General features: G+C 45.3%; 11 protein-coding genes. 4 read left to right on the top strand and 7 right to left on the bottom strand.

Annotated elements, in window-relative coordinates; translation table 11 throughout:
- Nucleotide 1 precedes the first annotated feature (1 nt).
- The 4 genes from VC82_RS05185 to VC82_RS05170 are packed head-to-tail and all read right to left on the bottom strand — an operon-like array spanning nt 2 to nt 11,231.
- A complete protein-coding gene (locus VC82_RS05185; RefSeq protein WP_045801421.1) occupies nt 2–1,354 on the bottom strand; it encodes a vanadium-dependent haloperoxidase in 1,353 nt (450 codons plus the stop codon).
- Entirely contained in the window at nt 1,338–4,598 is a 3,261-nt protein-coding gene (locus tag VC82_RS05180) for a VCBS repeat-containing protein (RefSeq protein WP_045801420.1), read from the bottom strand. Before VC82_RS05180 ends, VC82_RS05185 begins: the two co-directional genes overlap by 17 nt.
- Nucleotides 4,591–7,935: a VCBS repeat-containing protein gene (locus VC82_RS05175; RefSeq protein WP_045801419.1), complete on the bottom strand. Its 3,345-nt coding sequence runs from the start codon at nt 7,933–7,935 to the stop codon at nt 4,591–4,593. Before VC82_RS05175 ends, VC82_RS05180 begins: the two co-directional genes overlap by 8 nt.
- Nucleotides 7,935–11,231, bottom strand: coding sequence for a VCBS repeat-containing protein (locus tag VC82_RS05170; RefSeq protein WP_045801418.1), 3,297 nt, complete (start codon nt 11,229–11,231; stop codon nt 7,935–7,937). The genes VC82_RS05175 and VC82_RS05170 overlap by 1 nt, the downstream gene beginning before the upstream one ends.
- Before the next feature lie 163 nt (nt 11,232–11,394).
- Here VC82_RS05170 and VC82_RS05165 point away from each other — a divergent pair, with 163 nt between their 5' ends.
- Nucleotides 11,395–13,071 (top strand): sodium:solute symporter, encoded by a 1,677-nt coding sequence (locus VC82_RS05165; protein WP_045801417.1) that lies wholly within the window; start codon nt 11,395–11,397, stop codon nt 13,069–13,071.
- A 599-nt stretch (nt 13,072–13,670) separates the two neighbouring features.
- Here the strand turns inward: VC82_RS05165 and VC82_RS05160 are convergent.
- Nucleotides 13,671–15,317, bottom strand: coding sequence for a RagB/SusD family nutrient uptake outer membrane protein (locus VC82_RS05160; protein ID WP_045801416.1), 1,647 nt, complete (start codon nt 15,315–15,317; stop codon nt 13,671–13,673).
- A gap of 20 nt (nt 15,318–15,337) precedes the next feature.
- The gene (locus VC82_RS05155; protein ID WP_045801415.1) at nt 15,338–18,466 is read right to left on the bottom strand and encodes a SusC/RagA family TonB-linked outer membrane protein; all 3,129 of its coding nucleotides are present in this window, start codon (nt 18,464–18,466) and stop codon (nt 15,338–15,340) included.
- A 351-nt stretch (nt 18,467–18,817) separates the two neighbouring features.
- On the opposite strand from VC82_RS05155, the gene VC82_RS05150 reads away from it, so the two are divergent.
- Genes VC82_RS05150 through VC82_RS05140 form a run of 3 tightly spaced genes read left to right on the top strand, consistent with a single transcriptional unit; the run spans nt 18,818 to nt 24,060 of the window.
- Nucleotides 18,818–19,864 (top strand): LacI family DNA-binding transcriptional regulator, encoded by a 1,047-nt coding sequence (locus VC82_RS05150; protein WP_045801414.1) that lies wholly within the window; start codon nt 18,818–18,820, stop codon nt 19,862–19,864.
- A 24-nt stretch (nt 19,865–19,888) separates the two neighbouring features.
- Nucleotides 19,889–22,192: a glycoside hydrolase family 65 protein gene (locus VC82_RS05145; RefSeq protein ID WP_045801413.1), complete on the top strand. Its 2,304-nt coding sequence runs from the start codon at nt 19,889–19,891 to the stop codon at nt 22,190–22,192.
- Complete coding sequence (locus VC82_RS05140) at nt 22,189–24,060, top strand: alpha-amylase family protein (RefSeq protein ID WP_045801412.1); 1,872 nt, start codon at nt 22,189–22,191, stop codon at nt 24,058–24,060. The genes VC82_RS05145 and VC82_RS05140 overlap by 4 nt, the downstream gene beginning before the upstream one ends.
- A 32-nt stretch (nt 24,061–24,092) precedes the next feature.
- On the opposite strand, the gene VC82_RS05135 is transcribed toward VC82_RS05140, so the two are convergent.
- Nucleotides 24,093–24,515 carry a hypothetical protein gene (locus tag VC82_RS05135; RefSeq protein ID WP_045801411.1) on the bottom strand — a complete coding sequence of 141 codons (423 nt, stop codon included), beginning with the start codon at nt 24,513–24,515 and terminating at the stop codon, nt 24,093–24,095.
- Nucleotides 24,516–24,655 lie beyond the last annotated feature (140 nt).

The following is a 24,655-nucleotide window of genomic DNA, read 5'->3' as shown; positions in this document are numbered from 1 at the left end:
CTTAGTTTGAGGTAACCTGTTTCTCGTTTTTCATTTTAAGGTTGTTCACAACAAATTTACCGAGGTCTCTACCTTGCTTGACCCCTACCTCTACGGCAGCCCTGTAGTGTATGCCACCATACATTCTGCTGATAGCGGCTTCATCTGCGGCCTCTTTGAACGAATTGAAGGATCTTACGGGTAACCCGTAGGCTACTTCTGTATCGTCATCAAAGGCAAAATTATCGCCAAATATTTCGGTCAGGGCCGTAGCGGCCGCACCCGAGACAACACTGTGGCCACTGGTGTATTCCGGAAAGGGGGGGGTCTGTAGCACGGGCTCCCAACTATCATCTATGTGTACGTTGATAAGGGTCTCGGGCCGAATGAGGTTGCTGCGGTATTTTTCGTCCCAACAACTGATAAAGGCATCGGCTATGGCGATAGAGGTTTTCGTGTAGGCGTGCACAGTTTCTGCAAAATCTGCATTTGTTTTTCTACTGGCAATTTTGGTAATGCCGATCCAATGGGCACCGGGTGTTATCTTTTTGGTAGCGAACATAAGGTGTCCGCGCGTTACCGAAACATAGGGGTTGCAGTCCCAAAACTGCGCGATGGCCACTTCTTCCGATTCATCGCCCTTTGCGGTGATCTCTTTGCTGATATCGTACACCTCTTTGACCTCTTTGTAGAAGTCAGAACCTTCCTCCATTGAAAAAGGTGGCGGAGGCGTTGGTCGAAACTGCGAAGCCGAATCGATGACGAAAGGCCTGATTTTGTTCCAATGGGGCTCAATACCGTTCATGTAGGCCGGTGGTGTGGGCTGCCATCTCGATGGGTCTTCTGAATCAACGGTGAACTTTGGCATGGTACGGGTCTGTTTGTAGTTGTCCCCATCCATCCAAGCCGCTATGTGCTCGGCCACTTGAAGGCCATAGTCACGCGAAGCTTCAAATACTTTCGGATTTTGATTCTGCCAAATATCATAAAGGCTGTCACGGAAGGCCTTTATCTTATCCTCGGAAAAAATCAATCTACGGCTCACGTCGATATGGGCGACAAGAGCTGCCAGTTCCGTATTGATGTTCACTGGACCAGGGGGTTGGGGAATAGGGGTAAGCTCGCTGACCTGCCCTGCCAACGAGTTGTACCGATTATCTTTCAAAGCTAAAATCTCGTAGGCGGCAATGTTTGGGTAAGCGTAGATTCTACTGGCCACAGGTGGAGAGAAGATATCATGTACCATTACCTCGGTAACCTTATCGACCGATGCATGGTAATCTTCAGGTGAAATTGTGATAGGCTCATTTTTTTCACATGAGGCCATCAGAATAAATATTCCGAATAGTAAGATTACGTTACTTTTCATCTTCATTGTTTTTGTTGTTGAATTCGTAAACTTCTGCTCTGTCGTTGTTATAGGTTACAAGAAGAAATTTTTTATTGCCCCGTTCTAAGATGGTTAGGTGCCGAACGGACTTTTGGGTGAAATCAAGCCCGATTTGACTGCCCAAAATTACATCATTTTCACTTTCTATCAACGCACCGGGAAAACTGTCGAACCTGCCTTGATAGGGCTTAACCCCAAAATAGTTGCCCCCGGCAAGGATTTCGTCTTGTCCGTCGCCATCAAAATCGTGTACGGTGAAAGCCATGATTGGCGAAACCTGCATCGGTGCGGCAAAAGGTACAAACATAAATTGCCCCTGTTCATTTTTAAGATACCCAGACCGTAGTTCGCTCACGGTAAGCAAAGTGGCCCCATCGAGCAATTTTCTGTCGAATATCTCTTCGAGTTTTTTGCCGGCGAACGATTTGTAATTATTGAATTTCTTGCGAAGAAAAACCATTTGGTCGGCCAGGCCGTCGAGCCCTTCAAGGGTATAGTAATGCCCATCTTTTTCAATGGCGGTAACGGTTTCCGTCTGTCCGTTGCCATCAAAGTCGGCAAAGTACATCTTTAAGGGATGGGTAGAAGATGCCTTGAATTTAGAGTTGGTTCCCCAATTGCCCAATAGGTAATCGACATCGCCATCGTGGTCAATATCAAAAGGCGCGATGCTTTGCCACAGACCGTTTAATTCAAGTTTGTGCTCTTCCACAAACGAATTGCCGGTGTTCTTGAAGTATCTGGGTGCCATCCATTCGCCCACCACGATCAGGTCTATTTTGCCATCTGAGTTGAAATCACTCCATACGGCATCGGTCACCATACCTTGTAGGGCAAATACCGAACCATTGACCAAGCTGAAGTGGCCGTTTTGGTTTTCCAGTAAATGGGAGCTGGCCGGAGCACCAAATTTAGAGGTCAGCGTGTGGCCACCGATAAAAACATCAAGGTCACCGTCGTCATCAAAATCTTGGGCCCGCACCACAGAACTGTTTTGGTAAATTTCAGGGAGGGATTGTTTTGTGAAAGTCGAGTCTTTTGCCAAAAAATAAGAGTCCAACAGGGCAGGGGAAGAACCAAAAAAATCACCCCCGCCAGCGGTCAGAAAAATATCGTTGCTTCCATCACCGTTGAAATCGGCAATTTGGGCATCGATGATTTCCTGTACGGAATCTTGTGCCAAAGTTGGCCATTTTTTTTCGACATAAGTTGAATCTTGCGCCAAGTATGTTTTGGATGCAATGAACTTTGACCCGCCAAGATAAATATCGTCCATGCCGTCACCGTTCAAATCGCCCACTGCTAGGGCCGGGCCCCTATCTGATATCTTGTAGGGGATCAATTTTTCACGGTTGAAATCAATGTACGGGTCTTCAATATGCCTATAATCAATACCCAAGTTGCCTTTCACCTTGGTGAACAGTTGCCTGGTTTTGGGCTTTAAAGCCTTATAGTCGAAAGGACCCACGTTCTTCGGTGAAATCTCGAGGGTTTGGTTTACCGGAATGTCAGCCAGCAATTGAAAGGTTTTATCGGGCCAAATGATTTTAAGGGAGTCAATCTTCTTGGCATTGCCATACCCAAAATGGATGATGGGCTCCGATGAGGCTTGAAACCCACGGCAAGTATATAATTCTTTGTATTGAAGCTCACCATTGTGGTACGATACCACTTTAGTGCCCACCCCGAAAGGATTTGGCCCCTTGTATTTTAGATGAATTTTGAGATAGTTTGAATCGTCGTCTGTTTGATTGATGTAAAGGGTGGCGGGCCTGTTCAGATTGTTGGCCACTAGGTCAATGTCGCCATCATTGTCGAAATCTCCCCAGGCCGTAGCACCCGAAATGAGTGTGTCAGATGCTATCCACTGCCCTGATTTGTCCTCAAAGCCGAGATTCCCGATTCCTTTAAAAACATAGTTGTGCACGGCACCCGAAGGCATCATGTCAATGGCCTTTTGGTCGACCAATTTCGTATTGTTGATTTTGTTCTGGATCTGGTCGCTTGATAAAAATTTGATATAATCCAAATCATTGGGTCGTTTGGGAATACCGTTTGAGACAAAGAGGTCTTGCCGTCCATCTTGGTCAAAATCGCCGAAAAGGGCGCTCCAACTCCAATCGGTGGCGGCCACCCCACTGAGCATGGCGGTCTCCAAATAATTGCCGTCGGGCTGGTTCACATACAGCATGTTTCGTGTGAACTGGTAGTGGTAACCGTACTGTTCGGTGCGCAATTTTTGCGTTTGTATGTTATCATCCCCTTCCGAAGATTTCAGGGCCACCTCGTCTTCTGGCAACATATCCAAAGAAATCAGGTCTGGAAGTCCGTCTTGGTTGATGTCGGCCACGTCACTGCCCATGGAAAAACGGCTTGTATGGCCAAAATACTTCTTGCTGCTTTCGGTAAACGTACCGTCTTGGTTGTTCAGATAATAATAATCGTCTTCATGGAAATCGTTTCCCACATAAATGTCAGGGTATCCGTCTTGGTTGAAATCAGAGACCGCGACACCCAATCCGTAGCCGTTGATGCCCCCGTAGATGCCCGCTTCTTCACTGACATCTACAAACCTGCCGTTATCGTTACGAAGTAATTTATCGCCGGTCTCGTAGTTTCGTTGGTGGCGAAGATCAGCGGTACCGTACGATTCTGAGGTATGTACAGCATGGTTGAGCAAGTAGATGTCTAGATCGCCATCGAGGTCATAGTCCAAGAAAGCGGCACCCGAGCTGTACGAATCGAAATCAAGACCGTATTGGGCCGAGCTTTCCGAGAATGTCAAATCGCCTTGGTTGATGTACAGTTCATTATGCCCCCTAAAACCGTTGATGCCCACAACGGCGCATACATAAATATCCAAAAGGCCATCGCCGTTCACATCACCCATAACGGCCCCTGTGTTCCAGGTGCTGTTGCCTTCGACACCCGCTTTTTCAGTGATGTCCTCGAACCGTAGGTTTCCTTTGTTCAGGTACAACTTGTTCTTCACTTGGTTGCCGCTGAAAAAGATGTCGACAAGGCCGTCATTGTTGATATCGCCCACGGCAACCCCGCCCCCATTATAGAAATAGAGATAATCCAATATGTTCAGATCATCGGTTTCGGTAATGGTATTGGCAAAGGTTATGCCCGTTTTGTTGGGCGAAGGATTTTTAAAGAGGTCGCCGCCCTTTTTACAGGCCACCATCATTAAAAAACATATGATATACGTTAGGTGCCTATTCATTTATTGCAAAAATCTTAGGTTTGTCATTGTTGATGGCCGCCACCAAAAAATGTTGCCCAGACGAGTCTTTTATCGTCTTCAGGTGCTTTACCTCGTCTCTGATGAAGAAACCGCTTTTGCCGTAATCTTGCCACTCAAAATTCGCGTTTCCGTCCCCTAAGAGCACATGGCCATAACCGGCATCAAGGCGTGAAAACTGGGGCTTGTATTCAAAATCGTTGCCAGCCATCACCAAGTCAAGATTTCCGTCGTTGTTGACATCGGTGCAGCTGACATCGCAGATGCATGACAATTGTGTTCGGTAGGGCAGTCGTTTTATGGTAAAGTTTCCATTACCTTCATTGATGGCGATCACCGAAGACGATATGGTGCTCCGCTTTACGATGGATTTCTGCATTAGTTCTTTCGGAAACAGTTCTTGAATGGTTCTACCGGCATAATCGGAGGCCTTGAGATTCTGTTTCTTCAATGAAACCAGCTGTTCGGTAAGCTCTTTCTTTTGGTGAATCGGGTAGTCGCCACCGTTTTCGTGCTGCGTAACGATTTGTTCGATGGTACCATTGTTATCAAAATCATTGATATACATTTTCATGGGTTTGCCCTCTTCAGGTCGGTAATGTAGATTCTCACCTTGGTTGCCCAAGATTAGGTCGAGGTCGCCGTCATTGTCTAAGTCAGCCACTTCAACAGTGTTCCACCATCCATCGAGGCTATCGAGGGCGGTGTCCATTTTCATGATCCGTCTGCCCGAACCCTGATAGATTTTTGGGGTGCCCCATTCAGAGACCGTTATCAAGTCGGCTTTTTGATCGTTATTGATGTCGGCCCAAATGGCATCTGATACCATGCCGGCATCTTTTAGGTCATATCCCACGCGCTCTGTCACATCGACAAACTGGCCTTCGCCACGGTTTTCAAGCAATAAATGGTCAGGATCCAGCCCATAGACGCCGACTACGCTCTTTGACCCTATGAAGACATCTAGGTCACCATCGGCATCAAAGTCGAAGGGTGCGATGACCGAAACATTTTTGAAGGTCGAGGGTATGGTCTTTTCTGACACGGAAAGGCTGCCTTTGCCATCGTTGAGGTACAATCTGGTTCTATAGGTCTGTTCTCTGCCCACTTCATTGCCACCCGAACCTACCATAAGATCCAAGTCACCGTCATTGTCGGCATCGAAGAAGGCCGCTGCGGTGTCCTCAAAATCGCTGTGGGAGTTCAATATAGGCTGCCGAGAAGGACGTAATTGGCCACTGCCTTGGTGCATATAAAGTACTCCGGGGGCTCCCTTGGCACCACCTATGAACACATCGTCATTGCCATCGCCGTTTACATCGCCCACGGCCATTGCGGGCCCTTCTTGTGATACTTTTTTGTATATCAGGCCCTCGTAGTCAAAATCACTATAGCTGTTCTCTTTGTGGGCAATCAAAAATGGATTGTCCAGTTCTTTGAAAAGTGTTTTTATATCGGTCTTGGGGTTGGGTGTATAGGTCTCATCCGCCTCTGACTGTTTGACCACCAATTGTTGGTTGGCCTTTACATTTGTAAACAGTTGTGAACGGTCATCGGGCCATATAATCCTTATGGAGTCAAGCATCTTGTGCCGGCCCAAGCCAATGGTCATGATATATTCTATGGAAGATTGAAACCCTCTTGAGGGTATCAGTTCTTGGTTGACAATGTTATCGGCAAAGTAAAATTTTGCTATGGCGCCAACACCAAAGGGATTTTTGCCCTCGCCTTCAAACTTTAGTTTGATGAAATTATGGTCTTTCAATAATTCGTTGGTCTTGTTCTCATAAACAAAGGTCTCGGTATTCACATTGTTGATGACCAGGTCAAGGTCACCGTCATTGTCCAAGTCGCCATAGGCGGCTCCGTTTGACATGGTGGGCAGGTCAAAACCCCACTCAGCATTGGCATTTGTAAAGGTTATGTCGCCATTGTTCTTATAGGCATAGTTGGGCTGTGGCCTAATGGGCATCTTGGCAATGATTGAATCAATGGATTCCTTACGGCCGGTGAGGGCCATTTTTTGGATGATCTCGTTGGCAAAGAAATCGACAAAATCAAGGTCTGTCAGATCATGGTTGATGCCGTTTGTTATAAAAATATCCTTTAGGCCATCGTTGTCCATATCAAAGAGCAGGCCGGCCCAGCTCCAGTCGGTGGCATCTACCCCGCTATAGTAGGCCACCTCTGAGAAAGAGCCGTTACCGTTGTTGAGTTGCAACGTATTTTGGATATACTGCTGGTAGAAATCTTTCTTTTGCTTGAGGTCGAAGACATTGTATCCTTCAAATTCCATAACCGATTTGACCCTTTTCTCCTCTTCGGGAAGCATATCGGTGATGAAGATATCATTGTGCCCGTCGTTGTTGATATCGCCAATATCGATTCCCATCGCAGAAAGGCTTAGGTGCGATGTCCACTTTTTGATTTCTTCACTAAAGGTGCCGTCTTGGTTGTTTATGTAGAGATAGTCACGCTCGTAAAAATCGTTCGACACATAAATATCTGGGTAAAGGTCGTTGTTGATATCGGTCACCATAACACCGAGACCAAAGCCGATCAAACTGCCATAAATACCGGCATCTTCGCTGACATCGACAAATTTGCCATTATCGTTGCGAAGCAACATATCGCCCACACCACGAAAGATGTGCGGAACCCCTTCCCAATCTTGGGCACGTACCTCTCGCTGCTCGGCATACCCCAGACTACTCACCGGAATATTGCTGTTATTTAAAATATAGGCATCCAAATCGCCGTCTTTGTCATAGTCAAAGAAGGAGGCATGGGTCGAAAAACCTGTTTTTGCCAGGTTATATTCGTACGCCATTTCAGTAAATGTAAGGTCCCCATTGTTTATATAGAGGTCATTGTCATGGTTGTTTCCCTCGAGGTTGCCCGCGTTGCTTACGTAGATATCCAACAGGCCGTCTGCATTGATGTCGACCATGACCACACCGGTAGACCATGGCTTGTTGCCCTGAACACCAGCTTTTTCGGTGATGTCCTCAAATTTCAGTCCGCCCTTGTTCAGGTACAGCCTATTGGGTTCCATATTTCCTGTGAGGTAGATATCGGCCAGGCCATCGTTGTTGATGTCGCCGATGGCCACACCACCACCATTGTAAAAATTACGGTATTTGAAAATATTGAAGTCTTTTTGGTTCTCGACCCTGTTTACAAAGTCAATGCCTGTCTGCTCGGGTTTTAGAAGTTCAAAAAGGGTCTGGTCTTTGTTTTCGGCAACCTCTTTTTCTTTAGGGTTGCACGACAGCACCAATACTGCCAATAAAAGGGTTGTTGCTAAATGTGCTCTCATCATTCTTTTTCTTTTTTGATCAAGAAAATCGGTGAATCGTTGTTGCGGCCGACTATGTAGCTTTTTTGGCCGTTTATTGTGACTTTTTCCATTGTTTTTGCTGCTCCGGAGATGTCGACGGTAGTGTCAAAACGTTCCATAAAACCACCGTTTTGGTCGTTCTGCAAAAATAGTCCATGAAGGGCATCCAATCTACCGAGCTGCGTGCTAATTTCAAAGTTGTTGCCCACGATTAACAAATCTTTATAACCGTCTGAATTGAAATCGTCTACCACCATGTCATTGACCACAGAGAACTGTGCCGCCAATGGAAAAGGCCTTTTCACGAACTGGCCATTACCTTGGTTCTCAAAATAACAGCTTGCAAGTTCGTATACATATTTTTTCTCAGCAGCCCGTAGCTTTTCTTTGCCAAAAAGGTCTTGCATTGTGGCATCGGCAAAATCTTGGTACAAAAGAAATTTTTTATTGAGGTCTGGCAGTTGCTTGACCAGCTCGTCTTTCGAGGCAAAAGGGGTCTCGATGTCTTGGTGGTAGTAGGTTACGATCGGATCTAAAGTGCCGTTTTCGTCAAAATCATTATTATAGAGTTTAATGGGTTTGTCAAGAGAGGCGCTGAACTTGCTGTTCAATCCCCAATTACCGGCAACGATATCAAAATCACCATCGTTGTCAAAGTCGTCAACCTTTACCGTGTTCCACCAACCATGGGTTTTATCAAGGCCTTTGGCCATGTAGGGCTTTAGCGCTTGCCCATCATTTAAAAAAATTGAGATGGGCATCCAATGGCCTACGACGATGAGGTCGTCATATCCGTTACCATCCAAATCTATCCACACTGCATCTGTAATATTACCGGCCCTCTCAAGATCGGGTGCTATCTGCTTGACCACATTCTTAAACTTACCTGTGCCATCGTTCTCAAAAAAATATTGTTTTGGAGTTTTTCCGAATTGAGTGCTTATCTGGTCTGAGGCCATTAAGAAGTCGATATCGCCATCTTGGTCAAAATCTGAGGGTGCGATTTTTGAAACATTTGCCGCGATTTTGGCAAACTGGTTAGGGTCAAGTGCAAATTTCCCGTTGTCGTTCAGGTATAGCCGGGGCTGTAAGGGTAGCCCCTTTTTGAATTCGTTGCCCCCACTGCCGACCAATAAATCTTTGAAACCGTCGCCGTTTACATCTATGAACGTGCTGGCCACATCTTCGTTGGTGGCATGTGCTTCGAACAGCTCTGGCTGCCAATTAGAAAAGCCCCCGGAGGCATTCTGCACATACAGGGCAGAGGACTGCTTTTTGGCCCCTCCCAAGAACAGATCATGCAGCCCATCGTTGTTTATGTCGGCCACTGCCAATGCCGGACCTTTGTTTGAACCGGCATACGGAATCAAGGGCTCACGGTCAAAATCCAAGGAAATGGGGTCTTTGTGAACAAAAGCGACCAAGGTATCGTTCATGGTGTATAATACCGGACTTGCCATTCTTTTTTCGTAGTAATTGCCAGTGGCGTTCTTTTGGGAGACCTCTAGCAACTGATTTGCCCTGACATTTTGAAGAGTCTCGAAAGCACCGCCCGGCCAAACCACTGTCAAACTATCTATAATGCTGTCTTTTCCTAGCCCTAGATGTAACTTACTGGGGCTACTGGAAAGATATCCCCTAATAACAAAATTCTCGGCTGAATAGACCTTGTTGCCCACAAAAGCGATGGCTTTGGCACCAATGCCGAATTTGTTTTTGGTAGCCCCATCGAATGTTATTTGAAGAAAATTGTTGTTTTGGGCATTGTTCTTCAGTATCAGGGCCTTTTCGTTGATGTTGCTGACGATGATGTCGAGATCGCCATCATTGTCCAGATCGGCATAGGTGGTGCCGTTGCTGAACGAAGCCCTTGCTTCTGACCATATTTCCGTGGTATTTGTAAAAGTCAAGTCCCCGTTGTTCTTAAAAAAATAGTTGGGAACTTTCTTTTCAGGAATTTCATGGATCAGCGGCATATCGGTATGGTCCATACCGGTATCGATACGTCTTTGCAGATCTTCATTGGCGATGAAGTTCATATAGTCCATATCGTTGGTCGCCCCCTTTATGCCATTGGTTATGAAGATGTCTTTGAGTCCATCGTTATCAAAATCGGCGAGCAAGGCTCCCCAAGACCATTCGGTTGCCGCAATGCCACTGATATGCGCGATTTCTGAAAAGTTCCCGTTGCCTAGGTTCAGGTGCAAGGTGTTTTGCATGTATTGGGGGGCATAACCGTTTCTGAGGTACTGTTGGTAGATGGGGTAGGCATACTCAAGGCCAGAGGTTTTGTAGGTTTTCAAATCTTCGGGAAGCATATCAAGCGAGACAATATCCATCAAGCCATCGTTATTTATGTCGGCAATATCGTTGCCCATGGAGTAGTGCGTTGTGTGCCCCAATCTAAGGTTGTCAGCTGATATCAAATCCTTAAACGTGCCATCTTGTTGATTGATGTACAGATAGTCATTTTCAAAAAAATCGTTGCCCACATAGATGTCGGGGTAGCCATCGTTGTTCACATCGCTTATGGAAAGCCCCAACCCGTAGCCGATCTTTCCTTGAAAGATGCCTGCTTCCTCAGATACCTCGATAAACTTTCCGCCATCATTGCGAAACAGAACGTCACCAGAAAGAGGGTCAAAGCGCTTTCGAATGCTTCCTCTTCCATAGGTTCTGTTGGGATGCACTGAGTGGTTCATCAGAAACATATCCAAATCGTCATCCAAATCATAGTCAAAAAAGGCCGCTTGGGTAGAGAATCCAATGAAATCCAATCCGTATTGGGCAGCTTGTTCCTCAAACAAGGGAAATCCGTTTTCATCGATTCCCTTATTGACATACAAAAGGTTTTTGCCTTTAATGGAGCGGTATCGCCCTACCTTACAGATATAAATATCTAAAAGCCCGTCGTTATTGATGTCGACATGGGTGGCCCCGGTGCTCCAGCCGGTTGCATTGTCAATGCCCGACCGGTCGGTGGCCCTTTCAAAAGAAAGATCGCCCTTGTTGATGTAGAGTTCATCTGCCACTTGGTTTCCCACAAAATATAGGTCAACAAGGTCATCGTTGTTAAAATCAGCGGCTACCACACCGCCCCCATTGTAGTAATAGAGGTAATTTAGAATGTTCAGGTCGGGCGAATCGTTTAGGCTGTTGGCAAAATGTATGCCCGTTTGGTCAGGATCCAGTGGCCTGAACAGTTTTTCCTTTCTGTCACCACATGATATACCAATAACCAATATTGATATTGCAAGTGCAAGACTCCTTATCATAAATCACCTTAAAGAAAGCAGGCAAGATAGTTAAACTTAATAAGACTATAAAGAATGTTTATCTTGGTCTTTGTTAAGGATACGGCTACGGCCGAAAAGTTGCTTAGAATCCTTCAAAAATTTGGTTAAATTGCAATCACTCAACTAACAAACTCAAAATATAATGGGAAACCTTACCACTATTGACTTCATTGTCGTTGCGCTTTACTTCATTCTTGTTTTTGGTATTGCTTGGTTTGTAACTGTAAAAGAAAAGAGCGGGGCAAGCTCGCAAGACTATTTTTTGGGCGGCCGAAACCTTGGTTGGTTTGCCATAGGGGCTTCGCTTTTTGCCAGTAACATTGGGTCTGAGCACTTGATTGGGTTATCTGGTGCGGGCGCACGGGGTGCTTTTCCTGAGGCACAGTTCGAAATTCTGGCAGCACTTATCTTGCTCTTGTTGGGCTGGGTATTTGTGCCATTCTACATTAAAAGTGGTGTATTTACCATGCCGGAATTTCTAGAGCGCCGGTACAATAGGGGTTCTAGAATGTACCTGTCGTTGATTTCTATCGTTTCTTATGTGTTGACCAAAATATCGTTCACAATTTTTGCGGGGGCCCTAGTTTTTGAGGTGTTGCTGGGCATTCCATTCTGGACGGGTGCCATTATCACGGTCATAGCCACTGGAATCTATACGGTATTCGGAGGGCTAAAGGCCGTTATATATACCGATATGGTACAATCTATCATATTCATCCTTGGTGGGGCCGCTGCTACCTATTTTGGCCTTCAGGCCATTGGCGGTTGGGACAATGTGGTGATTGCCATTCAAGACAATGCCCCAAATGCCGACACTTTTATGAGTCTCTGGCGCCATGAAGAATACCCTTGGACCGGCGTATTGCTCGGAGCGCCCATATTGGGAATCTGGTATTGGTGTACCGACCAGTTTATAGTGCAAAGGGTGCTTTCGGCCAAGAACATCAAGGTGGCCCGACAGGGTACCATATTTGGCGGTTTTTTAAAGCTATTGCCGCTGTTCATCTTCGTGTTTCCCGGTATTATAGCATATGCACTTTCGGTCACTGAATTTCCAGATATGTTTACCGTGACCAATCCAATCACCGGAGAAACCAAGACTACGACCGATGCGGCATTGCCTGCATTGATATTAAGGGTTTTGCCAGTAGGTTTTAAAGGGTTGGTGGTCGCTGGATTTTTGGCGGCCCTGATGAGCTCATTGTCAAGTGTCTTCAACAGTACCTCCACGTTGTTCACATTTGATTTCTACAAGCAATGGAAACCCCAGGCATCTGAAAAAGAACTGGTGATGATAGGAAGAGTGGCCACCGTTTTGCTTGTGATTGTTGGTTTGGCCTGGATTCCTTTTATGAAAAAGCTCACCGAGGGTGGAGGTATCTACAAGTATTTACAAAGTGTTCAGGCCTACATTTCACCGCCGATTGCCGCTGCCTTCTTGTTGGGCATCTTTTACAAGAAGATTAATGGAAAGGGTGCTCTGGCCGCCTTGTGGACGGGTTTTGTTTTGGGCATAGGTCGATTGGTTCTCGAATTTATGAGCCAAGAAGGGGGGCTTGCCATTTCTGAGACTTCTCTGCTGGGCACCTTGGTGACGATGAACTTTTTGCATTACGCCATCTTCCTATTCGTGACAAGTATAGTGATCATGGTAGTGGTAAGTCTGGGCACCCAAAAGACAGCCAAAGAATTGGATCCTGCGCTTCTTTACGATTACCATCCCACAGAGAAAAAGGAAAGTCTGTTCAAGAGCAAGGAAATTTGGCTTACAATGGCTATTATAGCCGTGGTTCTCGTGTTATGGTGGGTGTTCCGATAAACCCCATAGAAACACTTACTGTAACAACAATTTATGCCCCTATCTATAGATGGTTGGGGTTTCGTTTTACATATTCGCCAGTCGAACTTTTGGGTTTGATTCCTGGGTTACTTGCCCATGCCTTAATTTCTTTTTTTCGGGTCATGGAGACTGGAATTGTTTACATCTGCCACTTAGAACAATGTGGATAGCTATCAGCAAGAGCCGACCTTCGTTTCTAGAATATTATGGGCAACAATAAGATGCAACGAACATAACATCGAACCAACTGTAGGTTTATGGTAGGGTCTTAAGAACTTTCGGTATTTCCAATGGTTATTAAAAGCGGATGTTTGCTTGTTGTTTCAGACTTTTGGTTGCCAACGAAAACCTGAATTCCAAATGCACATAGACTGAAACAGCATATATAAAACTATTGTTAGGTTTTGATATTTTATGTAGGGAGTATAAGTGCTAGTCAACGCTAAACGGAGGAAAAACTTCATGGCTGGAACTATGCAAATAAGTGCACTTCCTTGATTGGTTTGCAAGACAGTGTGGGGAGAACCAAAAAAGGGTGGCAATTTGCCCCCCTTTTTTGGTTTTATGAACAATCAGGATTAATACCCTGGGTTTTGTTGCAAATTAGGATTCGCCAACAACTGTGGAAGTGGGATAGGGAAAAGCAATCTTGTAGCATTGCCGGTCTCATTAGATCCTTTAAACTCCCATTGACGTAGGTACTGGCCAAAGCGAATCATATCGTTTCTTCTCCAGCCTTCTGCAAAGAGCTCTCTCGCTCTTTCTGCCAAAAGCTCTTGTTCGCCTACCGCACCAAGTGGATCAACACCACGGGCAGTTCTCAACTCGTTGACCAAAGCTGTGGGGTCGCCACCACTTCTCATCAGGGCCTCGGCCTTCATCAAATGCGCATCGGCATAACGGAACTGCGGGCTATGGTTCACAAAGCCGCCATAACGTGGACTATACTTCATTACCCGTATCCCGGTACGTTCGTTATTGTTGATAAGGCTAGGCTGGCCGTTGCCATCCAAGAACTCTCTGGTAAATTGTAATGGAGCTCCTTGTCTATCGGTAAGTGGGTCTCCGGTCTCGCTGTACTGCTGACCAATCAAGAAACCAAAACCTACATTACTTCCATCGATAATGCCATTGTCATTACCATCGGCAACTTCTTCACCTGGGTTGGCAGTAATGCTTCCTACAGGCAGACCAGCTGGAGGCACACCGCCTCTACGCTCTTCTTGGCCATCCAAAGGATTGCCATCTAAGTCAACTCGGTTGCTATTGGGGTCTCCTTCGAATAGGTCATAGTATTCGGCAAGGGTGCTAAAACCGTTCCAACCACCACCACCGATACCGGTAGAGTTGTAGTGCAGTCCGTTGAAAATACGGTTTCCGATCGCTGTTGCTGCCCACCAAATGGTTTCGGTATCCGCGCTATTTCTGAACATTTCAAAGTAGTTGTCTTCAAGTTCAAAGCCATCGGCGGCGATGGCATCTACCAACGCAATGACTTCAGCCATGTCTGCAGGATTCGGAGTTCCCCCTCCACCTGTAAGCTGAGTTTCATAGATGTGCCTGTTCAATAATACTTTGGCTTTTAAGAATCTGGCCGCTGCCTTGCTCGCCTTGTCAAGGTCATCAATGGAACCAGCTGCAGTAGCAGGCAATCCAGAGATAGCTTGATCTAGGTCGTTCAAAATGAAAGTGACCGCTTCTGCGCCAGACAATACGGTTGGCAGTTCAGAATCTGGAAGCTGCGTATCCCTGAAGGGAACCTGACCGTAAAGATCAAGTGTTGTCCACATAGCATAGGCACGTAGAAATCTTGCCTCAGCCGCTGTAGTGGCATCTGCATTACTTCTTGGGTCCAATACCTGCGAGGCCAATAACTGGGCCGATGTCCATTGTTGAAATGGTGTGATGATATCGGTTTCTTCCAAGCCCCATTCGTGCTGGTGAAGTTTTCTCCAACGGCCGTTGTCTCCCCAGTCGGCACCTCTGGTCGGCACCAAAAGGGCATCGGTCGTTACCTCACGTAAGGCATAAGTGTTTGCTTGGTCGCCCAACTGGCTATAGGTTTGCCCGTAAAGAGCGTTCACACTGGCCTGCGGGTCTTGTAATCCTTGAAAACCTTCACTGATAAAAGAGTCGGTTTCCTCGATTTCCAAGTCGGTACATGAAGCGAGCCCCAGTACCGAGAGGAAGGTTAATAGATAAATTTTAGAAGAATTTCTTTTCATGATTTCTAACAATTTTTTAATTAAAAAGTAGCATTAACACCGAAGTTAATCGTCATAGGTCTGGGGAATGCTGACCAGTCTACACCTCTTGTGGGTACACCCGAGCCGAGTGTTGCAGTAGGTACGTTCACTTCAGGGTCTACACCACTGTAATCTGTAATCAAGAACAAGTTTTGACCGTTAACGGATAAACGCAAGCTCTTAAAGAGGCTATCTTCACTAAGAGGCACGTTGTAGCCAACGGTTGCGTTCTGGAACCTTACAAAGTCTCCTTTTTCCAAGAATCTGGTCGATACAGCAGTTGAGGCACCTGGGTTTTCTCCGCTGGTAACGACATCGCGTGTAATGTTTCTAGCCGTACCAATTTGGCCTGCGTTGAACAGGGCATTGGCAGTATTGTTGTACACTGAGAAACCAAATTGGCCTGCGAAAAAGGCATTAAAATCCCAATTTCTGTAGCTGGCACTCAAATTCAGACCTGTAGTAACATCAGGTAGACCATCCTCATCAACAAAAAACTTGTCAGAATCAGGATCTCCTATTCCATTACCGTCAACATCGCGATATGTTGGGTTGCCCTCAGAATCAAAGCCGAGGAACTCTGCCATGTAGTATGAGAAGAGCGACCTGCCAGCCTCAAAGCGCTGTGCAAACGCACCTGATAGGCCAGGGCCATTGATTTCACCGGTGTTGATGGCGCCTTCGAAGTCTTGGATCTCGTTCTGGTTGTAGGCAATGTTAAAAGAAGCATTGAAATTCACATCCTCGGTCTGAACAAAGTCGTATGCCAACGCAAATTCAATCCCTTGGTTAATAATGCTTGCATCAACGTTACCAAATTGGAAGGCACTCGCCGATGGAAATGCCGGTGGCAACTGCAGCAATAGGTCTTGGGTATCGTTGCGATATACATCGATGCTACCATTAAGCCTATCATTGTTGAAGCCAAAATCAAGGCCAACGTTCAAACTCAATGTTTCTTCCCACTTTAGGTCAGTTCTTTCAAAAGCCACTGGTGCCGTACCGAACTGGTCAGGGAATACCTCAAGGCTTTGTTGGGTTCCAATACCCCTGAAACGCTCCCTAGTAACAAAGTTACCGTAGCCAAGGCCGTTTTGGTTACCCACTAGACCTGCGCTTAAGCGTAGCTTAAGAGTTGAAACGTTGTCTCCAATAAAGTCTTCCTCTCCAATTTGCCATGCAAAAGCACCCGAAGGGAAGTAGCCGTATTGGTTGTCAGGGCCAAAGCGCGACGAACCATCCGCCCTAAATGTGCCTGTAAAAAGATATTTACCAGCGATGCTGTAGTTGACCCTTCCGAAGAATGACTGAAGTTCATCGGTATTGTCAAAGTTGTCAAAAGTAGCAGATCTTACCTCTCTTAAGAATTGGTACGGGATAGTCTCTGTAACCGGTGCTGGAAACAGTCTGTTGATTACCAAACCATCTGTATTGACACCGTAGGCAAACTGTTGGAAAGAGCCGTCAATAGTGTTTCTTGCAGCGTTGATGACCGCAACAAGATCACTGCTCATTCCATTCAAATCAGTTGTTCCAAAACCTCTACCTTGTGAATTAAAACCAAAAGTTCTAAAATCTTGAAAGGCATACCCGACCACAACATCCAAGTTTGAATTGTCAAACTGTTTGGTGTAGCTCAAAGTAGTTTCGAGTGTTGAGTTTTCTCGTTCCAATGAGTTGAAGGTTCCAAAACCAATACCTTCAATACCATTGAAGTTTTGCAAGTTCGCACTAAGTACAGATACATTTTCACTGTCTGAGCGGTCATAACCCAAGTTCACTTTTCCCGAAAGTTCCGGGGTAAACTTATATTCGATCGAGCCGTTCAAGAGAAAACGATTGGTGTTGGTCACGTTTTGTGTCTCGGCCAAATAGTTGGCAGGTTGGATAAGACCACCACCATCATCAAAACTTGGGCTTGCAGGCCATGTAGGGTTGGCGGAATAGGCGGCACCCAAGATGTCTCCCCTGAACCCCGCTCCTGAAGCTACTGGCGGTTTATCAATGTTTACCCGACCAATTGAGGTCTGGATACCCAACAAAAGTTTGTCATCCAAAAACCGTTGGTTCAAATTCAATCTTCCCGTAATTCTTTCGAACTCGGACTTTTCAATAACACCAAATTGTTTCTGGTACCCGAAAGTGGCCCTTACATTGCCCGAACCGTAGTTTTTTGAATAGGCGATGTTGTTATTGGTAGAAGCGGTGGATCTTAAAACTACTTCTTGCCAGTTGGTATTGGCTCCGAAGTCATTGGCTGCAGCGTTACCTCCAAATTGCTCGACAGCTGAAAGGTACTCATCCCTATCCAACAAATCGAATTTTCTGACTGGCTTTGATATACTTAGTGTAGAGCTGAACTCCAACACTCCTGTGCCACCGGCCTTACCACTTTTTGTGGTAATAATGACCACACCATTGGCGCCCCTGGACCCATAAATGGCCGTTGCAGAGGCATCTTTCAAGATACTGATGCTCTCGATGTCGTTGGGGTTCAAAAAGTTCAACGGGTTACTTACCTCGCTTCCTCCTTGACCTGTGTCTCCTGCGGCATCTGTATTTTCGCCAAAAAGAGGAACACCATCAACGACAAAAAGAGGGTTGTTGTTACCCCTAACTGAGTTAGAGCCTCGAATGTTTACCTGAACTCCGGCACCAGGCTCACCACTGGTCTGTTGAATGTTCACACCCGCGGTCTTACCTTGGATCAACTGTTCGGGCGATGCAATAATACCTTGGTTGAAATCTTCTGAGGTGACCGCAGTTACCGAACCGGTTGCGTCTTTCACCGTTGTTTGACCGTAACCGATGATTACTACCTCATCCAATGCTTGGGCATCTTCTTCCATGACCACATTAATGGTCGACTGACCATTGACCGCAATTTCTTGGGTCTTGTAACCAATGTAGCTAAACACCAGAACAGCATCGCTGCCCACATCGTTCAAGGTGTAATTACCGTCAAAATCAGTTTGGGTACCGTTAGTGGTTCCTTTAACCAAAACGCTCGCCCCAGGTAAAGGACCAGTTTCGTCAGAAACAGTACCAGATACCGTTTGAGCTTTCGCAATGCCAAAGCATAAAAATGCCCCGAGCAGCACAAAGCCTTTAAGTAGCGTAATCTTCATAAGTAATTAATTTTAAGTTGAGTTAATTTTAAATTAAACGATAAACATATGTAAAAAAAGCGTTAAAACCCTTTTATTGCTTGGCCTAACAGCCACGAAAACGGTTTCGTGTTAATAACTTTGCCAAACTACCATTTGGTCAGTTGTACCAACCGCAATTTGTGTTTTCTTCACTAATCGTATAATAGGTATAAGAAATCGTCAAATAATTGCTAAATATAGTATATTTTTATTTCTTGCCGCCTTAAGCCGTTATTTTTGGTTATAAATATGTCCGCTGTATATACTTGTCGTGCCAAAAGATGGCGAAGGTATTCTTTACCAAATAAACTCTGATTTATAACGCGATTCATGTTAAAAAAGAAGATTACCTTAAAACACATTGCCCGAGAACTTGATGTGTCTATTTCCACTGTATCCAAAGCACTGAAAAATAGCGAGGAAATCAGTCGGGATACCAAAGAGAAAATTCAGGCTTTTGCCAAGTTGTACAACTATAAGCCGAACAACATTGCCATAAGCCTCAAGAACAAGCGAACAAAGAATATCGGGGTGGTGATTCCTGACATTGTGCACCATTTTTTTACAACGGTCGTCAAAGGGATAGAGAAATACGCCAACCAAAAAGGGTATAATGTAATAGTATGTCTTTCAGACGAATCTTTTGATAAAGAGGTCATTAACATGGAGATGTTGGCCAATGGCAGCATCGATGGTTTTATTATGTCTCTTTCAGCGGGCACCCAAGAAAATGATGACTACAACCATTTAAAAGAGGTTACCGAACAGGGCATACCTGTGGTGCTATTTGATAGGGTCACTGATGAAATCGATTGTGACAAGGTGGTTATCGATGACCAGCAAGGGGGCTATATGGCCACCAAAAAATTAATCGATGAAGGGCGAAAACAAATTGCATTGCTTACCACCCATGATTATTTTAGTGTTAGCCGAGACCGTAATGAAGGATATCGAAAAGCATTGCTAGACAGTGGGCTTGAGATCAAGGACGACTATATCTTAAGACTGCCCTATATGGATATTGAAGAGCAGGTCATCAGCGATTTTTTTGATAGAATTGAGGTGGATGGTGTTTTGAGCGTCAATGAGATATTTGGAATTAACGCAATGCGGGTACTTCAGAGAAAGGGCTATGTGATTCCAGATGATATTTCGGTAATTGGCTTTACCGACGGACTGTTGTCAAAACACGCCAATCCGAGTATGACCTCCGTGGCGCAGCACGGTGATAAAATGGGAGAAATCGCTGCAAAAATGCTTATAGAAAAGGTCGAGAGCGATGTAGAGGAAGAAACATATAAAACCGAAATAATTCAGCCCACCATAGTTGCCAGGGAATCAACTTTGAACCCAAATGGTGCAGGGTCGGGAAATTAATAGCAACCAAAAAACTGACATCAAATGAATCAAGATTATATTGTGCCAGACGAGTGGTCCATTATAGAGGAGGGCTTTGACAAGAATCGCGTGAAATCATCAGAAAGCCTGTTCAGCATCGGTAACGGAGCTATGGGACAACGGGCCAATTTCGAGGAAACCTACTCTGGGCCAACCTTTCAGGGCAGTTATATAGCAGGAGTGTATTATCCTGACAAGACCAGGGTAGGCTGGTGGAAAAATGGCTACCCTGAGTACTTCGCCAAAGTATTGAACGCCCCCAACTGGATCGGTATCGATATTTCTATTGATGGAGAACCCTTAGATCTCAACACCTGTACCAAAGTCGACAACTACAGGCGTGAACTGAATATGAAAGAAGGCTGGTACCAAAGAAGTTTTGAAGCCACCATGCCCAATGGAATAGAGGTGAAGGCGGTTGTGACAAGGTTTCTAAGCCTTAAATATGATGAGGTCGGGGCCATAAAATATGAACTGGAGGTCTTGAACAAAGATGTCGGGGTTGCGGCAATGCCATACCTTGACAGTGGTATCAAAAATGAAGATAGCAATTGGGATGACCAGTTTTGGAACACCACGAATATTGTTGCTGACGGCAGCAGGGGCTTCATAGAGGCGCACACCATGAAGACCAACTTTGCCACCTGTACTTTTATGATGGCCACTGCCGAAGCCCACAACGAACAAGTAAAGCCATCATCGCCACAAAAAACCGATACCAAGGTTTCATTGACCTTCGATACTGCCCTAAAGAAAGGAGGCAAGCTTACCGTTATAAAATATGGTGGTTATACCGTTGATAGAAACCATGACAAAAACAAATTGATCGAAGCGGCGAATGAAGTGCTTGACAAGGTTTCCGCTATTGGTTTTGATGGGTTGCTGCAAACGCAGAAAAAGGCATGGGCCGATATTTGGCAGATGAGCGATATCGCCATTAAAGGAGACGTCAAGGCCCAACAAGGAATCCGGTTCAATATATTTCAACTGAACCAGACCTATTTGGGTACCGATTCGAGATTGAATATAGGCCCAAAAGGCTTTACGGGCGAAAAATATGGCGGCAGCACCTATTGGGATACCGAAGCCTATTGCATTCCCTTTTACATGGCCACCAAAAACCAAGAGGTGGCCCGAAGGCTTTTGAAATATCGCTATAACCACCTTGAAAAGGCTATTGAAAACGCCCAAAAACTGGGCTTCGAAAATGGGGCCGCCCTGTACCCAATGGTGACCATGAACGGCGAAGAGTGCCATAACGAATGGGAGATCACGTTCGAAGAAATCCACAGGAATGGGGCCATTGCGTTCGCCATATACAATTATTTCCGATTTACGGGAGATTATAGCTACATTCCTGAAATGGGCCTTGAAGTACTTATAGGTATCGCCCGTTTTTGGCACCAAAGGGCCAACTTTTCTGAACACAAGGGGCAGTACGTGATACTGGGTGTTACCGGACCCAACGAGTATGAAAACAATGTGAACAACAACTGGTATACAAACTATATAGCCAAATGGTGCATTGAGTATGCCATTGAACAGCTTGAAAAAGTAAAAGAGGGCTATCCTGATGATTACAAAAGGATTATCGGCAAAACCCATCTGACCGAGACGGAGACCGAAAAGTGGAAGAAAGTAGCCGACAATATGTACTTTCCATATTCCAAAGAACATGGCGTGTATCTACAGCAAGACGGTTTCTTGGACAAGGAATTGATACCTGTATCTGAATTGCCCAAGAGTGAACGTCCGTTGAACCAAAAATGGAGCTGGGACCGCATTTTGCGCTCGCCCTACATAAAACAGGCCGATACGTTGCAAGGGTTCTATTTCTTTGAAGATCATTTTACCAAAGAAGAGTTGCGCAAACACTTTGATTTCTACGAGCCCTTTACGGTACACGAGTCGTCCCTGTCGCCTTGTGTACATAGTATTCAAGCTGCCAAACTGGGCAGAATGGACCAAGCCTATCAGTTCTACCTTAGAACCTCGCGTCTTGACCTCGATGATTATAACAAGGAAGTGGAAGAAGGGCTGCACATTACCTCAATGGCCGGCACCTGGATGAGTATCGTCGAAGGTTTTGCGGGCATGCGAATCATTGAGGATAAATTGAATTTTACACCCCAACTTCCTGAGAAGTGGGAAGCCTATTCGTTCAAAATAAATTTCAGAAACCGCATTCTTAAAGTAACCGTGACCAAAGAGGGGTCTAGCTATGAGCTGACAGGCACCGAGGAGATGTCCATTCGGGTAAACGGCCAACGGGTGGTGCTCAAACCTGGGGAAACCATACAAGCATGAAGCCCTTTACAGTCTTAGTCTTATTGATCGGTGTATTATTGACTGTGTCATGTGCTGAAAATCCCAAAAAAAGCAAATCAGAAGAAATGCAAGAGCGAAAAAAAGTTGTTTACCAAGTTTTTACCAGACTGTTCGGCAACACCAATACCACCAACAAACCGTGGGGCACCGTTGAGGAGAACGGTGTCGGAAAATTTGCTGATTTTGACGACAAGGCGCTTCAAGAGATCAAGGCCCTAGGGGTTACCCATATTTGGTATACAGGTGTGCCACACCATGCCGTCATCAACGACTATACCACTTATGGCATATCAAACGATGATCCTGATGTGGTAAAGGGCCGTGCGGGATCCCCTTATGCAGTAAAAGATTATTATAATGTGAACCCAGATTTGGCTGTGGACCCTGCCAAACGGTTGGATGAGTTTAAGGAGCTAATCGAGAGAACCCATAAAAACGGACTTAAACTGCTCATTGATATTGTGCCAAACCATGTGGCCCGTCGTTATGAGGGGTTGACCAATCCTGAAGGGATTGAAGATTTTGGGGTCAGTGACGACACCTCCGTCGAATACACCAGAAACAATAACTTTTACTACATACCGGGTACAGCTTTCAAGGTGCCCGAGTGGCAAGATGGTTATCGGCCCTTGGGTGGCGAAAACCATCCCTTGGCCGATGGTAAGTTTACCGAAGAGCCCGCAAAATGGACGGGCAATGGCTCGCGTGCGCCACAGCCCCAACAAAATGATTGGTACGAGACCGTTAAAATCAACTACGGGGTGCGGCCCGATGGCAGCAAAGATTTTGAAAAGTTGCCCCCTGAATATGCCATGAAGGGTTATGAAGACCACTTTGAGTTTTGGAAGGATAAAGATTTGCCCGACTCTTGGTATAAGTTCAGGGATATTGCCCTCTATTGGCTAGATTTTGGGGTCGATGGTTTCAGGTTCGACATGGCAGAAATGGTGCCCGTAGAGTTCTGGAGTTTTTTGAACGCTTCCATAAAAATGAAAAACCCCGATGCGTTCTTGTTGGCCGAGGTCTATAACCCGGGCCTTTACCGTGATTACATCCACAAAGGAAAAATGGATTATCTCTACGACAAGGTAGAACTGTACGATAGCATCAAACATATTATGCAGGGCCATGGGTGGACAGACCATATACCTGTTGTACAGAATGGGTTGAAAGATATCGAGCACCATATGCTACATTTCTTGGAGAACCATGATGAACAGCGAATCGCAAGTCCTGAATTCGTAGGAGATCCAGAAATTGCCAAGCCGGCCATGGTGGTATCGGCCACCATCAGTACCTCACCGACCATGATCTACTTCGGTCAAGAAGTGGGTGAAGATGGTTCTGAAGAGGCAGGCTTTGGAAGGCCCAGCAGAACTTCCATCTTTGACTATATCGGTGTGCCTGCCCATCAACGGTGGATGAACAACAAAAAATTTGATGGTGGACAATTATCCGAAAAAGAAAAAAGCCTGCGTGACTTTTACAAAAACTTATTGAATTTCACCATCAATAGCCCTGCGTTGATGGGCGAATACCAAGAAATCCATTTTTACAATAAAGATAACACACCCACTTACGACCATCGCGTGTTGTCGTATGTTCGCTGGTCGTTCGACGAAAAGCTGGTTATAGTCTCTAATTTTGATCGGGAGAAAAACTATAGGTTCGATTTGAAGATTCCTCAAGATATCATAGCCAAATGGGGCTTGGCCGATGGCATCTATCCGTTGAAAGAAAATCTCTATGGGGAACAAAAAAACAAGTTGAAGGTTGAAGAAGGGCAAGGAAAGATTGCCATTGAGCTTGACCCTTTACAGTCTTTTATTTTTCGTATTGCCCAATAAAAGAGCGGGCCTTGGCCCGCTCAGATATTTTATCATGGGTTTTTGGCACTCGTGGCTCTATAGATCATGGCAACTATTACCCCGATGATGGTGTAGTAGATGATGTTGATTACAGCATCCATAAGATGTCCGGTAAGATCCATCATAGTAGAGGTGGCGAACCAAATAAGGCCCATTCCCAATCCGACGAATACACCTATCCAAAGGCCAAACTCGGCTCCTTCTTTGGCAGAGTGATGGCCCCGTGCCCATTTCCCATAAAGGGTGCTAAAGGCAAAGGCCCCTATCAAGCAACCCAAGAATAAGTGGATGAAATCAGGTTCTTCTTTCATCACATTGGTCAGGGTGTGGCCTTCCATCAGGCTTTCACCCAACATTCCCCAAAAAACGTACCCTAGTACGAACATGGAAATACCACTGACAAGAGTGGCCAATAAATTTGATTTCGAAAACATGTTGGTTTATTTAATCGGTTAGTAATATGGCAAATCTATTAAATATATTTTACGAATATCACATCAACAAAATGAAAATATTTAATAAATTTCAATTTTAATGTTAATACAATGGGTATTTATGAGTTAGATTAGGTCTA

The sequence above is a fragment of the Flagellimonas lutaonensis genome, assembly GCF_000963865.1.
GTDB classification, from domain to species: Bacteria; Bacteroidota; Bacteroidia; order Flavobacteriales; family Flavobacteriaceae; genus Flagellimonas_A; species Flagellimonas_A lutaonensis.
The sequence above is the reverse complement of the archived record's forward strand: the minus strand, read 5'-3'. Positions and strand labels throughout refer to the sequence as shown.